At 53.5% G+C, this 13,956-nt stretch carries 13 protein-coding genes; 7 read left to right on the forward strand and 6 right to left on the reverse strand.

Translation table 11 applies throughout. The features are described 5' to 3' along the window. Positions 1-38: 38 nt before the first annotated feature. Positions 39-290 carry a DUF2312 domain-containing protein gene (locus tag AB8881_08385; protein ID XDZ62566.1) on the reverse strand — a complete coding sequence of 84 codons (252 nt, stop codon included), beginning with the start codon at positions 288-290 and terminating at the stop codon, positions 39-41. Positions 291-299: 9 nt separating this feature from the next. Continuing rightward, positions 300-599: a DUF1244 domain-containing protein gene (locus tag AB8881_08390; protein ID XDZ62567.1), complete on the reverse strand. Its 300-nt coding sequence runs from the start codon at positions 597-599 to the stop codon at positions 300-302. Between the two features lie 265 nt (positions 600-864). Here AB8881_08390 and mntR point away from each other — a divergent pair, with 265 nt between their 5' ends. Beyond that, entirely contained in the window at positions 865-1,296 is a 432-nt protein-coding gene (gene mntR / locus AB8881_08395) for a manganese-binding transcriptional regulator MntR (protein ID XDZ62568.1), read from the forward strand. A 13-nt stretch (positions 1,297-1,309) separates the two neighbouring features. On the opposite strand, the gene AB8881_08400 is transcribed toward mntR, so the two are convergent. Next, positions 1,310-2,821, reverse strand: coding sequence for an ArnT family glycosyltransferase (locus tag AB8881_08400; protein XDZ62569.1), 1,512 nt, complete (start codon positions 2,819-2,821; stop codon positions 1,310-1,312). Positions 2,822-2,889: 68 nt separating this feature from the next. Between AB8881_08400 and AB8881_08405 the strand changes: the two genes are divergently transcribed. The 3 genes from AB8881_08405 to AB8881_08415 all read left to right on the forward strand — a co-directional run bounded on the left by AB8881_08405 (position 2,890) and on the right by AB8881_08415 (position 7,266). Further along, entirely contained in the window at positions 2,890-4,617 is a 1,728-nt protein-coding gene (locus AB8881_08405; GenBank protein ID XDZ62570.1) for a methylmalonyl-CoA mutase family protein, read from the forward strand. After that, the gene (scpA, locus tag AB8881_08410) at positions 4,617-6,773 is read left to right on the forward strand and encodes a methylmalonyl-CoA mutase (GenBank protein XDZ62571.1); all 2,157 of its coding nucleotides are present in this window, start codon (positions 4,617-4,619) and stop codon (positions 6,771-6,773) included. The genes AB8881_08405 and scpA overlap by 1 nt, the downstream gene beginning before the upstream one ends. A 76-nt stretch (positions 6,774-6,849) precedes the next feature. Further along, positions 6,850-7,266, forward strand: coding sequence for a SufE family protein (locus AB8881_08415; GenBank protein ID XDZ62572.1), 417 nt, complete (start codon positions 6,850-6,852; stop codon positions 7,264-7,266). Between the two features lie 29 nt (positions 7,267-7,295). Here the strand turns inward: AB8881_08415 and AB8881_08420 are convergent, their stop codons facing one another. Next, positions 7,296-8,285, reverse strand: a complete 990-nt coding sequence (locus AB8881_08420) for a GlxA family transcriptional regulator (protein ID XDZ62573.1) — start codon at positions 8,283-8,285, stop codon at positions 7,296-7,298. 302 nt (positions 8,286-8,587) lie between these two features. Here AB8881_08420 and AB8881_08425 point away from each other — a divergent pair, with 302 nt between their 5' ends. Beyond that, positions 8,588-9,406, forward strand: a complete 819-nt coding sequence (locus tag AB8881_08425) for a TrmH family RNA methyltransferase (GenBank protein ID XDZ62574.1) — start codon at positions 8,588-8,590, stop codon at positions 9,404-9,406. Here AB8881_08425 and AB8881_08430 read toward each other — a convergent pair. Beyond that, a complete protein-coding gene (locus tag AB8881_08430) occupies positions 9,403-10,362 on the reverse strand; it encodes a class I SAM-dependent methyltransferase (GenBank protein XDZ62575.1) in 960 nt (319 codons plus the stop codon). The two genes, AB8881_08425 and AB8881_08430, sit on opposite strands and share 4 nt — an antisense overlap. A gap of 295 nt (positions 10,363-10,657) precedes the next feature. Between AB8881_08430 and AB8881_08435 the strand changes: the two genes are divergently transcribed. Then, positions 10,658-11,119, forward strand: a complete 462-nt coding sequence (locus tag AB8881_08435) for an Lrp/AsnC family transcriptional regulator (GenBank protein ID XDZ62576.1) — start codon at positions 10,658-10,660, stop codon at positions 11,117-11,119. A gap of 143 nt (positions 11,120-11,262) precedes the next feature. Continuing rightward, the gene (locus AB8881_08440) at positions 11,263-12,321 is read left to right on the forward strand and encodes a glycosyltransferase family 4 protein (GenBank protein ID XDZ62577.1); all 1,059 of its coding nucleotides are present in this window, start codon (positions 11,263-11,265) and stop codon (positions 12,319-12,321) included. A 47-nt stretch (positions 12,322-12,368) separates the two neighbouring features. Here the strand turns inward: AB8881_08440 and betB are convergent, their stop codons facing one another. Beyond that, on the reverse strand, positions 12,369-13,799 hold the full coding sequence (gene betB / locus AB8881_08445) for a betaine-aldehyde dehydrogenase (protein XDZ62578.1): 1,431 nt from the start codon (positions 13,797-13,799) through the stop codon (positions 12,369-12,371). Between the last annotated feature and the right edge of the window lie 157 nt (positions 13,800-13,956).

The following is a 13,956-nucleotide window of genomic DNA, read 5'->3' on the forward strand; positions in this document are numbered from 1 at the left end:
TCAGGCTCCGGTTGGATTGGCTGCAGGTGTTTTCCGGTTTAGCGAAGGCCCAACGCATCACGATAAGTGTCGAGAAGCGCGTCCTGCTCGCTTAGCAGGTCACGATCCATGGCCCGCAAACGCACGACTTGGCGCATGATTTTAGGCTCAAATCCGGTAGCCTTTGCCTCGGCATAAACATCCTTGATATCGGCCATTAAGGCGCGCTTTTCTTCTTCGAGACGTTCAATGCGTTCGATATATTGGCTCAGCTGTTCGGCGCCAGCGCCAGATCCCGGAATAACGGTCATGTGATGATCCTAATTGTCGTGGTTATGAATTTTTTCATATTGCTGTTTTTGTTCTGGCGTTGCTTCGGTTTGGTATTGCGCTTTCCAATCCGCATATTCCATCCCGTAAACAAGCTTGCGTGCCTCGCCATCGGTCATCTCAATGCCTGAGGTCTCGGCGGCCTGTCGATACCAGCGTGACATGCAGTTCCGGCAAAAACCGGCAAGGTTCATCATATCGATGTTTTGCACGTCGGTGCGTTCCTGAAGATGGGCAACAAGGCGCCTGAATGCGGCGGCTTCAAGCTCGGTTGTGGTGGCTTTGTCCATAATAATTCCGCTTCGTTGTTGTGGCGTATCATAGATTTTAAAATCGGCCGCCACTCTATCCCATTGCCCCTATTAGGTGCAACCTTAATGCCGTAGGGCAGTACGCTATTTCTGGGATCTGCGCGCTAGCTAGCTGGCGTTGGCCAGATGAACTTGCCTGTGTTCGTCAAAAGATAAGAATCCGTTAAAAATTTTGGCATGGCTAAATTTTTTGGTTTTCTTTATATTTTTAGCATCAAAGCCGAACGCAAAACAGGATGATGCTATGCCGCCCAAGGCCGTTACTGAAAGCGCCGCGAAATTTGATCGCATCCGCAAAGCCCATCAATCCGAAGTTGCCGAGGATTATGTTGAAATGATTGCCGAGCTGATTGCCGAAACTGGAGAGGCGCGAACGGTCGATCTTGCCGCCCGTTTTGGGGTGACCAGCCCTACGGTTAATGCAATTATTCAGCGGTTACACCGTGAGAATCTTGTTGAGACGCGCCCTTACCGGTCGATCTTTTTAACCGAAGACGGCCAGAAACTCGCTGATCAGGCGCGTGACCGACACCGTATTGTCCGCGATTTTCTGGTCGCCATTGGCGTTCCCGAAACGATTGCCGAAGAGGATGCCGAAGGCGTCGAACATCACGTTAGCCCTGAAACCTTGGTGGTCTTTGCCAAAATTACCAGCCAGCGTATGACCAACAAGTAAGGGGTTTCAAAAGCTATTCAACCCCTTTGTGAATATAGATATCGCGGCTATGATTGTGGCTGATAATTGTGCGGCTGAGGCTAGGGCTGCCCTGCCATTGAATGAACGGCAAATCGGGCGGTGTGGCCGTGCCCGACAGAACCAGAACCGGTGATCCGGCTTTGCGTTGCCAACTGTGATTTGCCTCGAAATGATTGCTTGGAACCCCGTCGCGGTCATGCAGCATGATGGTGAGGGGGCGATCATGAAAATGCCAATTCAGCAATGCAGCGGTGGCGCGCCGGTCGGCGATAATCCGGCGTGCCTGATGCGCCGCAATCAAAGGTTCAAGACCATTCGCAAGCGCCTCCCATCCGCGCAACCGCCGCAATGGGTCTGATGCTGGTGTCAGCGGGCCCAGAGTGCCGGCCATACTTACCGCCAACAAACCCAGTGTGATCGCAAAATTGATCCCAATTGCGCTGCGCCCAAGCCAAATACGCCATGCCGGTGACGGGAGGATATCGCCCGCCCGCCCGCTGGCAAGCCAGCCTGCAAGCCAAACAGAAAGTGCCGGATAAGCCGCCATCGCCCAATTTGCATTCGCCTCGCTTAGATAGGCCTGCAAGCTCATCAAGCCAATGACCGGAAATGCCATCCATGTCAGCCAGCCCGCGTTGCGCTCGTGTCGTGCTGCCCAGAGACTGCCAAGCATCAAAATAAACACAACCGGCCCGGCAACGCCCGCTTGGCTGATCAGAAATATCAGGCTTTCGCTAATGTCATTTGTTTGTTTGGCCAGATTGGCGTTATCACCAAGATGCCGCATGGTCGAAAAATCATGGGTTGCATTCCACAGCAGATTTGGACTTGCGGCGATCAAACAGGCCAGAATAGCCAGCAAAAGATGCCGCCCTTTAATCACCGCCTTTGCCTGATGCCGACCCGACGCCCAGATGAGCATCAGCCCCAAGACGGCATAAAGCGCGGCATATTTGGCAAGCATACCGACACCGAGTGCGATGCCTGCGTAAACCATTGCGCGCGCTGGCATTATTTTGCCGCTAACCGAACCGGCGATAGCCAATAGCGCCAGCGCAACCGATAGTAATAGCGGCGTATCAGTCGAGATAAGGAAACTGCCAAGTCCGACCGCAGGAAGGCTGATCCAGATGAGACCGGCCAGCCGGCCAGCGCGCGGCCCATAAAGCCAGTCTGCGGTTTTCCACAGCACCAGCGCGGTGGCAAATTGTAACCAAGAGGCCGGTAGGCGCACCGCCATCACATCATGGCCGAACAAAGAATGCGACGCACCAATGATCCACGCGATGAGGGGTGGTTTGGTGAAATAGCCGAAATCGGGTGTCTGGCTCCACAGCCAATATTGTGCCTCATCAACCCCAAGCTCAAGTGGGCTGATCGCCAGCGCAGCGGTACGAAAAAGCGTCAGCGCCAAAATGATCAAAAACACCAAATGATTTGAATCGGCGGTGAATGACCATCCGGCCTGGGTTTGGGTCTGGGTCTTGTGGCGATTGGCCTTCATGCAGTTTCCTTGATTTGCGGTGGCAGCGCTGCTAATTTCAGCGCGACTATAGAGAAAAAAGGTCTATCATGTCATCTACCCAAAACAAGTTTCCGTCTGCCAGCCGCGAAGACTGGCGCCAGCTGGTAAGCGCCGCCTTGAAAGGCGCTGACCCGCAAAGCCTTAACCGGCGGGATGAAGATGGTCTTGAAATTGAGGCTCTGTATGACATTGTTGTGCCCGAAACAGTGCCAAATGCGGCCTGTGCTCTTGCCCGCTTGCCGGTCAATCCGGCGGTGCATATCGCGCATGGCTGGGATATTTGTCAGCCGGTTTTGGCGACCGGCGCGCCGCAGTCACTAAACCAGCTGATTCTCGAAGGGCTGCAAGACGGGGTTGGCACGATCTGGCTTCAGGGGCTAGATGCTGGTAATCTGGCGGTTGACTTGCCGGTGATTATGCAAGATGTGGTTCTGCCTGCTGCGGGGATCGCACTTGATGCGGGTAACGATGCGCTGGTGCAAATAGTGGCGTTTTCGGCTTTTGCCAAAGCGGGCAATCACAGCCTTTCGGCATTGCGCTTTCAGGCAAATATCGACCCTTTTGCTCCGGCAGCCGACGCTGCATTGCTTGATCAGGGGCTGGATTACCTTGCTTGTGCTGATGCGGCTGATAGGCCTGCTGGATTGTTTCGGGCGCAGGGGTGGCATTGGCATAATCGTGGCATGACCGCAGTTCAGGAATTGGCTTATAATCTGGCATCATTGACCGAGATTTTGCGTCATGCGGCGGCAAGAAATCTTAATCTTGCAGATGTGGCATCGCGCCTGTCAGCATCGCTGGCATTGCCGGCTGATCTGTTTGACGGGATCGCAAAATGCCGCGCGTTGCGCCACTGCTGGGGCGGCGTGATTGCCGCATTGGGGCTTGATCCTGATCGGCATCGGCTGTTCATTCAGGCGGCGGTGTCACTACGGATGTTCTCGCTTGCTGATCGAGAGGTTAATATGCTGCGCACGACGACGGCGCTGCTTGGTGGGGCGATTGGCGGGGCTGATCAATTATCGGCGCATCCCCATGACTGCCTAACCGGCGGTGATGCGATGGGGCGCCGTCTGGCGCGGATGCAGCAGCATTTACTGATTGAGGAAAGCGGGTTATCGCGTAGTCTTGATCCGGCTGGTGGCGCTGGCTTTATCGAAGCCCGCACCAACCAGCTTGCGGTGGCGGCATGGGATTTGTTCCGGCAGATTGAGGCTGATGGCGGCGCATTGGCGGCGCATCATGCTGGCCGGTTTGCGGCATGGGCCAAAACTGCCGCCGGTCAGCGCCATGCAAAATTGGCGGCTGGTGACTTAACGCTCGTTGGGGTGAATCTACAGCCCGATGGCAATATCCGGGATGATGTTCTGCCTCACTGGATTTCGGTTCGGCGGCCAGCGGCAGCGATTGAGGCAGTACGCCGCGCCGCAGCAAAGACCCCGCCGCGTATTCTGCTGCTTCAGCACCAACCAACGCCAGTGCCACAGCTGGCTAAATTGCGGGCGCTTTTCGCCATTGGCGGGATGCAGCCGGTGGATATGCAGCTGGATGACGCAAGCGGCAAGGCGGTTGATACCGCCCGGCCGGATCTGTTAGTCTTGCTTGATTGCGAGTTTGACCAGCTTGATGCAGCGCTGCTTTCCGCACTGTCCGGCCTGCGCCATGCAGGCAAGGCAATGACCGCAGCCAGATTGTTGGATGCTGCTGCCCCTTTAGACCTGCTGGCGGATATTGTCGGCGTATCGCTGGCAGAATTTTACGAAGGAGATGCGTGATGTCGGCGTTTCCCGACTTTACCAAGATTGACTTGCCATCATCAAAGGCGCTGGCGGCGCGTGTTGGTGATTTGCCCCCAACGCCAGCGAATGCCGAACAGATTGTAATGCCGTCACTCGCGATGTGTGATCCCAGTCAGCAGGTATTTGCTGCCAATATGCAGCCCGGATTTGCACCATTTTTGCGCGGCCCCTATCCCAGCATGTACGCCACCCGCCCGTGGACAATTCGGCAATATGCCGGATTTTCGACGGCTGCGGAATCCAACAGCTTTTATCGTCGAAATCTGGCTGCCGGTCAGATGGGTCTGTCGGTGGCATTCGATTTGCCAACGCATCGGGGCTATGATTCAGACAATCCACTGGTTGCTGATGATGTTGGGCTGGCTGGTGTGGCGATTGACTCGATTGCCGATATGGCCATGTTGTTTGATCGGATTCCACTCGACCGGATGAGCGTTTCGATGACGATGAACGGCGCGGTGTTGCCAGTGCTGGCGTTGTTTATTGTTGCGGCCGAAGAACAGGGCGTGCGACCTGACCAATTGGCAGGAACCATTCAGAATGACGTTCTGAAAGAATTTATGGTGCGCAACACCTATATCTATCCGCCGGTACCATCAATGCGGATCGTGTCGGATATTTTTGCCTATTGCGCTGCGGAGATGCCGAAATTCAATTTTATTTCAGTTTCGGGCTATCACATGCAAGAGGCTGGTGCATCGGCAGATCTTGAGCTTGCTTATACGCTGGCTGATGGGTTGGCTTATATTCGCGCCGGTGTTGCGGCGGGGCTTGATGTTGACGATTTTGCCCCGCGTCTGTCGTTCTTTTTTGGCGCCAGCATGAATTTCTTTATGGAAGTCGCAAAGTTGCGGGCGGCGCGGCTGTTATGGTCGGAACTGATGCAACAGCATTTTGCGCCGAAAAATCCGAAATCATTGATGCTGCGCACCCATTGCCAGACATCCGGCTGGTCATTGGCGGCGCAGGATGTGTTTAACAATGTGCCGCGCACCTGTGTCGAGGCGGCGGCGGCGGTTGCTGGCCACACCCAGTCATTGCACACTAACTCGCTTGATGAGGCGCTTGGCCTGCCTACCGATTATGCAGCGCGGATTGCGCGTAACACCCAGCTTCATCTCCAGCATGAAGGCAATATGGCGCATGTCATTGACCCGTTTGGTGGCAGCTATCTTGTCGAAGATTTGACCCAGCAGCTGGCCGCCAAAGCACGCCAGCATATCGCCGAGGCGGAATCATTGGGCGGCATGGCAGCAGCAATCGAAGCCGGCGTGCCAAAATTGCGAATTGAAGAAGTGGCGACAGCCACCCAAGCCCGCATTGACTCTGGTACCCAGACCATCGTCGGGGTCAATAAATATCAGCCACAAGATACCGGTGCCGCCGAACAGGTCGAGGTAAGACGGATTGATAATAGCGAGGTGCGAAGCCAGCAGATTGCGCGTCTGAAAAAAATACGCGCAAACCGTGATCAAAAGGCCGTAGATGCGGCCTTGGATGGCTTGCGGCGGGCGGCGTCAGGGCGTGAAAACCTGATGCCATTCGCCATTGAAGCGGCGCGCCAACGTGCCACGGTTGGCGAAATGTCCGATGCGATGGCAGGTGAATTTGGCCGTCACCGCGCCGAGATTCAAGGTGTGCGCGGCGTCTGGAAACATCATATGAAAGACAGCGCAGAAATTGATGTGCTTAAAGACCGCGTTGATGAATTTACCAAATCGCTTGGCCGTGCGCCGCGTATTCTGGTGGCCAAACTTGGTCAAGATGGTCACGATCGCGGGCAAAAGGTTATTGCGTCTGCATTTGCTGATCTTGGGTTTGACGTGGTAACCGGCCCGTTGTTCCAGACCCCTGACGAGGTTTACGACCTTGCTATTCGCCATGATGTTGACGCGGTTGGTATCTCAACGCTTGCCGCCGCGCATCTAAGCCAAGTGCCGGCGCTTCGCAAAAAGCTGGATGCCGGCGCTGGACGGCATATCGAGCTTGTTGTTGGCGGGGTGATCCCCCCTGGTGATATTCCAATTTTGGAACGTGCTGGCGCTGCGGCGGTGTTTTTGCCCGGGACAAAATCGACTGATGCGGCAATCCGGCTCCTTGACCTTCTGGCGCGGCGGCGCAATATCAGCTAAGCCAGTGCGCCATGCGGGCGTCAATGATGCCGAGGTGCATAATCCGCGGTTTAATTTTTTGAGAGTGAATCTGATAATGTCGACCAATAATGCCAGTGCCGAAGCTGAAGCTATTACTGATGAATTTGGTTTTTTTGACGATTGGGAAGATCGCTATCAGATGCTGATTGATCAAGGGCGCAAACTGCCGCCAATTCCCGAACAATATCGCAATGATGAATTTCGGCTTCGGGGCTGCCAATCGGTTGTCTATTTTGCTGCTGAACGGGGAGATGACGATAAAATCACCTTTATGGCGCAATCCGATGCGGCAATTGTTCAAGGGCTTGTCGCGTTACTTTTGCGCGTTTATTCAGGCCGAACAGCAGCGGAAATTCGTAATACTGAGCCTGATTTCCTGACCAAGATCGGGCTTGATTCGCATCTTTCAGCAACGCGGAAAAACGGCTTGGCAAGTATGCTTAACGCGATCAAATCAGCTGCCGCCAGCTAGCTGTGGCTCTTTTATCTTAACCTGCTGATCTAGTCAGGGCTACGCTCGGCGCGCGGTGTGCGGCCATAACATTCGCGGTAACATTTCGAAAAATGTGACGCCGAGACAAAGCCGCAAGCCAACGCCACTGAAAGGATTGACATTGATGTCTGGCGCAGCAGATGGCGCGCGCGGGCTAACCGCAAATTCAGATAATAGCGCGTTGGTGTCGTATCAAGATATTTGCGGAACAACCGTTCAAGCTGGCGCGTCGAAAGATTGGTCTTGCGGGCGATATCAGTTTGCGCCAACGGCTCTTCGAGATTGTCTTCCATGGTTTTGACCACGGCCAGTAATTTCGGGTGACTAACCCCTAGGCGGACGCGAAGCTCCATACGCTGACGATCGGTTGGTTCCCGGATTCGGTCATGAATGAACTGGTCGGAAACTTCGGCGGCTAGGGCTGAGCCATGTGTCTGGGTGATCAAATTCAACATCATATCAAGCGATGCTGTGCCGCCTGAACAGGTGACCCGATTGCCGTCGATCTCAAATAAATCATTGGTGATTTCAAGATGGGGAAATTCTTCGGACAATCCGTCGATATTTTCCCAATGGATTGTGCACCGCCGCCCCTCAAGCAGGCCAGCCGCCGCCATCACATAAGTGCCGGTGCAAATAGCGCCAATAACAGCACCATTTCGGTCGAGCCGACGGATTAAATTCAAAATGGATTTTGTGGTGTTCTCCCGCACTTTGACGCCTGAGCAGACAAACACCATACGGCAGCTTTGCAACGCCTCGGGGTCAATATCAGTCTGCACGCAAATGCCGTTACTAGCGGTGCTGGCATTGCCATCAGGGCTTGCCACAACCCAATCAAACAGATGTTTGTTCGCCTGACGGTTGGCAGCGCGCAATGGCTCGATTGCCGAGGCAAATGCCAGCATCGAAAACTCGTTCAATAGCAAAAAGCCAATTTTTTGTGGCGCTGCATTATCGTGGTTGCGAAGCAACGCCTTAATCGTGCTTTCACCCATTGCTGACCATCATTGCAATGCGCATCATCTTTGCTCATTACCCTAAATTATTGTAACCAGACCGAACCTGACCAGAACTTTTGGCGCTAGCCTGCCAGTGGCGGTGATGCCAGCATAATCCTCACATTCTCATTACGCTGCAAATTGTCGGAAATGAAACAAAATAATTCCATTTTGAAGTTTTTTTATCAGCTAGGCGTATCAGCCCAGCTATAAAATCGACGAATTTTGATGCGTTGGGCGTATCTGCAGGGCAATCAAACCTGTTCCTGTGATCAAAACTTTGCTATGCAGCGTCCATTATGAGCCAATATCCAGTCCCCATTCCAGATATGATTACCAGCACCGCGAATGACGAGGTTAAACGTCTGCGGGCGTTGCATGAGCGTAAATTTCGCAAGCAGACTGGCTGGTTTTTAGCGGAAGGCGCGCGGATTTGCCGTGAGGCAGTTTCGCTTGGATGGGCGATGCACCGGCTGGCCTTTGTCGCTGGCCGTGAGGATGACCGGCAGGTCAGGACATTACTATCCGGACTTGTTGCGGCGAATGGCCGGGCGCTGCCGATGACCGAAACATTGTTGCAGCGGATCAGCCGTAAAGATAACCCGCAGATGGTGCTTGGTGCCTTTGGTCAGCGTTGGGACAGCCTTGATCAAATTGGCGAGACGCCGGATGAATGCTGGGTCGCGCTTGACCGGGTTCGTGATCCGGGAAATCTTGGCACGGTAATGCGCACGGCCGATGCGGTTGGCGCCAAGGGGATTATTTTGGTTGGTGATTGTACCGACCCCTATTCGGTCGAGGCGGTACGGGCGTCGATGGGCGCTGTGTTTAATGTGCGGATCATTGCCTGTAGTGAGGCGGAATTCCTGCAGTTTGCCGCAGGCTGGGAGGGCCATATTATCGGCACTGCGCTGCCAGCCGCCGTTGATTATCGCAGCGCTGATTATCGGGGATCATTGATCATGTTGATGGGCAATGAGCAGGCTGGGCTGACACCCGAATTGATGACAGCTTGCACGCAGCTGATAAAAATACCAATGCTGGGCCGTTCCGATTCGCTTAATCTTGCGGTCGCGACCGGGGTTGCGCTTTATGAGGCGCTTGCCAAACGCGGCTAGCCCTCTTTGGCTACCGAGCACCAGCGTGCAAAATTTGCCTGCGCCACATATCGTGCCTGCATTTCAGCATTTAAAGCACCAGTGACGCCGGTTTCCAGCGGCGATTCCTGCACGGCCAATTCACCCGAGGTGAGGCTGCCGCCTATGTCAGCCACCAGATCAGCAAGCGCATAATGCGCCGCCAAAGATGACGCCCGAATGGCATAAATCGTCAGCACCATGAACAGCGCATCACCCGATAATAGCTGCCGACATTTCTGCAATAATGGCGTCAGATCATCTTCGATCCGCCAGAATTCGCCCTTTGGGCCGCGCCCATATTTCGGCGGGTCAAGAATGATGCCGTCATAGGTTTTATCACGGCGCAATTCACGCTCGACAAAGCGGGTGGCATCATCGGTGATAAAGCGTATCGGCGCGTCCTGCATACCGCACAGATCACGATTTTCAAAAGCCTGCGCGATGGCTTTTTTGCTGGCATCAAGGTGCGTAACCTCAGCCCCAGCTGCGGCGGCGTGCAGGCTGGCAAGTCCAGAATAGGCAAACAGATTTAAAATCCTTGGTGGGCGCTTATACGTTTGGATAAAGGTGCGAATCGCGTCGGCGCACCAGTCCCAATGCGCCGCTTGCTCGGGGAAAAATCCCAAATGACGAAATGGGGTTGGCCGCGCCAGAAACCGCAAGGACTGATAGCCCAACTGCCATGATGGCGGCAAGGTTTCCGATAGCTGCCAGCCACCACCTTCGCCATCTTCTTGGTCGTTTTTACCGGGCACAAAAACCCCATCAGCAACCCATGCTGCCTCGTCAAGACGCGGTTGCCACATTGCCTGTGGTTCGGGGCGGATAAAACGATAGGGGCCAAAGCGTTCAAACTTCCGCAGATTGCCGCTATCCAGCAACGCGTAATCCAGCCAATTTGGGCTTGTAACTAATGATAGTTTTTGTTGTTCCATGCCGGGGATACTGCCGATAGATGCGGCAGATTGCAACCGATCAATCAGCCCCTAGAAGATGATTTAGCGGCGATCTGTATCATGATGACTGCGGGCCGATCGATGGCGGAGTAAAATTTTAATAAACTTCATATTGATAATAATATTTACTATTATTGCGATCGAACTGGTCTTTTGACGCAAATTATTTCGGAAATACTTTCAATTTTCCGGAAAACATCTATGGTAGGGCAAAAATCCCCCAAGCGTGGTGACCATTGTCATGGTCGTCATGAAAATGAAAGCAGACGACCCCATGGATCAGATAGATAGACAGATACTGTCCCAGTTGCAGGTCAATGCCGCACAGCCGGTCGCCGACATTGCGCGCAAAGTTGGGCTGTCAGTGACACCATGCTGGCGCCGTATTCAACGGATGGAAGAAACTGGCCTAATCCGTAAAAGAGTTGCGTTGCTTGACCCGCAAAAGATTGGTGTTGGCATGTCGGTATTTGTGGCGGTTCGCACTGACCAGCATAACGCCGAATGGCTGCAGGAATTCGCCACAATGGTTAGCGATATGCCGGAGGTTGTCGAGTTTTACCGGATGAGTGGTGAGGTTGATTATCTTCTTCGTGTTGTTGTGCCGGATATGGCGGCCTATGATAAATTTTATCGTAAGCTGATTGCCAATGTGCATTTGACCGATGTCAGTTCGTCTTTTGCGATGGAAGAGATCAAATATACAACTGCGTTGCCATTGCCTGAACTTGATTAGCCGGGCCAATGTCGTGATCTGCCCGTGGCGTGACGTTTGATCGGTTTTGCGCCCATTGATTTTCCATTTAAGTTTTGGGTCGCATCAAAAAGTCTGCTAAGTCAAGCAATGCGCAGCGTGCTGACTTTTGATGGATTTCTATTATGACCTCTCCGAATTTTAAGATTTGCCATATTATCGCTGGTGCCCCAACCGGCGGTGCCGAGACCTTTTGTCTGGACGCGGTGAAGGCACTTCATGAGCGCGGTGTTGAGCAAGTCATGATATCGCGCCCTCATGACGCGTATGTTAACGCGATGGCCGAGCGCGGCATTCAGCATTATCCGGCCAGCTTTAACCGTTTCACCAAATGGTTTCAGCAGGCAAAAATCTCGCGCATCATCGCCGCGCATAACCCAGATATTGTGCATTGCTGGATGAACCGCGCATCATCGTTTGCCCCACAAGGGATTAAGCAGCCGGTTCTTGGCTGGTTTGGCGGCTATTACAATTTAAAGAATTTCCAGCGTTGTGACTTCTACATGGGTGTCACACGCGATATTGTGCGCCATATCGGAGAGGCAAGCGGTCATCCGGAAAATGCGTATCTTGGTCATACATTTGGCACGCTTGCTCAAGATCCACCGGTTTCGCGGGCAGAATTTGGGTTGCCCGAGGACAAGCCATTAGCATTGCTATTGTCGCGTATGCATTGGAAAAAGGGCGTCGATCTTATGCTTGAGGCGGCACAGCGCTTGCCGGATATGGTGTTTTTATTGGCTGGTGACGGGCCAGATTTAGAAAAATACAAAGCGATGGCAAAATCATTGGGCGTCGAAGATCGTGTCTGTTTTCCCGGCTGGCGAACAGATCGTGCATCGCTTCTCAGTATCGCCGATATTTGCGTTCTACCATCGCGCTATGAGCCTTTTGGTACAGTCATTGCCGAAGCGTGGTTCGCTGGTGTGCCGCTCGTCGCAACAAGAGCCGATGGTGCCCGCCAATATGTCACGCATGAACAAGATGGTCTGTTGCTGGATATTGACGATCTGGACGGGTTGGTTCAATGCCTTGACCGCGCCGCCAACGATCAGGCATTGCGCAAGGCGCTGGTCAGCAATGGCCAGAAAACCTATGATGAACTGTTTTCAAAACAGGTGGTGATCGATAATCTGATCGCCTCATACAGCGATATGATCGCCCGCCATAAAAACGGCCGGTAAAAAAGCGCTGCCTCAATATCTCGATCTAAACGACAGCCTGCTATGGGCTATAGCTGGATATAGACTGATTTAATTTCGCTATAGGCATCCAGTGTGTAGGCGCCGTTTTCGCGCCCAAAGCCGGATTGTTTCGCGCCGCCAAACGGCAGGCCAGGTGGCAATAGATTATAGCTGTTTACCCAGACATTGCCGGACTCTAGCGCATCAGCCACCCGGTGCGCCCGCCCAAGGTCGCGGGTCATTACGCCCGCCCCAAGGCCGAAATCAGTATCATTAGCGCGCCGGACAGCTTCGTCTTCATCGTCAAAGATCAGAACTGACATTACCGGCCCGAAAATTTCTTCGCGAACCAACCGCATATTGTCGGTGCAATTGGTCAGAATGGTCGGCTGCATAAAATAGCCATTCTCAAACCCCTCGGGCCGCAATTGCTGGCCGCCGGTTGCGATGGTTGCCCCTTCGCTGGCGCCAATCTTGACATAGTCTAACACTTTGGCAAGATGGCGCGCCGAGATCAGCGCCCCCATCTGGATGTCACTGGCCATTGGGTCGCCAACGCGCATGGCCTCGGCCTTGGCGGTAAGCGCAGCAATGAAATCATTGGCAATAGACCGTTGGACGAACACCCGCGTTGCGTTCGAGCATACCTCGCCAGCGGTGTAAAAATTTGCGTCAAGCGCGGTTTGAACCGCAAGGTCAAAATCGCAATCATCAAACACCAGCAAAGGCGATTTACCGCCAAGTTCAAGCGTGATCTTTTTTAGTGACTGCGCTGATTGGGTCATGATCATTCGCCCAGTTTCAACGCCGCCGGTTAGCGATATTTTGGCAATGCCCGGATGCGCGCAGATGGCGCTGCCGATTTCCCGGTCGCCATGAATAATCTGAAACAGCCCGTCAGGCAGACCGGCGGCCTGCAGCAATTCGGCAACCTTATGCGCAACGAAAGGCGTTTCTTCGGATGGTTTTAAAATAAAGGCATTGCCGGCAGCCAGCGCTGGTGCCGATTTCCAACAGGCAATCTGCATCGGATAATTCCACGCACCAATGCCGGCGCATACGCCAAGTGGCACCCGAACACTATAGCCGATGGCCTTGTCCCATTTGTTGAAATCACCATTTTGCGCGGTGATACAGGCGGCAAAATAATCAAACGCATCAGTTCCAGACGGCACATCGCCGCTAACCGCCTCGCTGAATAATTTGCCAACATCGCGCACTTCCAGATGGGCCAGTTCGTCATTTGCCTCACGCATCAGATTGGCGGCGCGATGCAGAATTTTTGCGCGCTCAAACGCATCGGTTTTTGCCCATGAAATCTGTGCCTCTTGCGCCACCGCTACCGCGTGATCAAGCATCTCACTGGAGGCGGGTTCAATCTGGGCGATTACCTCTCCTGTGGCGGGATAACGCTTTTCGATAACCGGCAGATTGCTTTTTACCGGTTTGCCGCCAATGAGTGACTGACAGATTTGCATGATTTAGTCTCCCGCCTTCGTCGCCGGCTTGTTTTGCCTCGGTTGCCACAGATGCTGACATAGATGCTGGTATAAATGCTGGCACAAATAATGGTTCGATCACCGTTGATGCCTATCATAATCGTGAATTAGAATCGTGGAAATTATAAAAATAATT

It is taken from the genome of Alphaproteobacteria bacterium LSUCC0396, assembly GCA_041228345.1.
In the GTDB taxonomy this organism is placed as follows: domain Bacteria; phylum Pseudomonadota; class Alphaproteobacteria; order Puniceispirillales; family Puniceispirillaceae; genus UBA3439.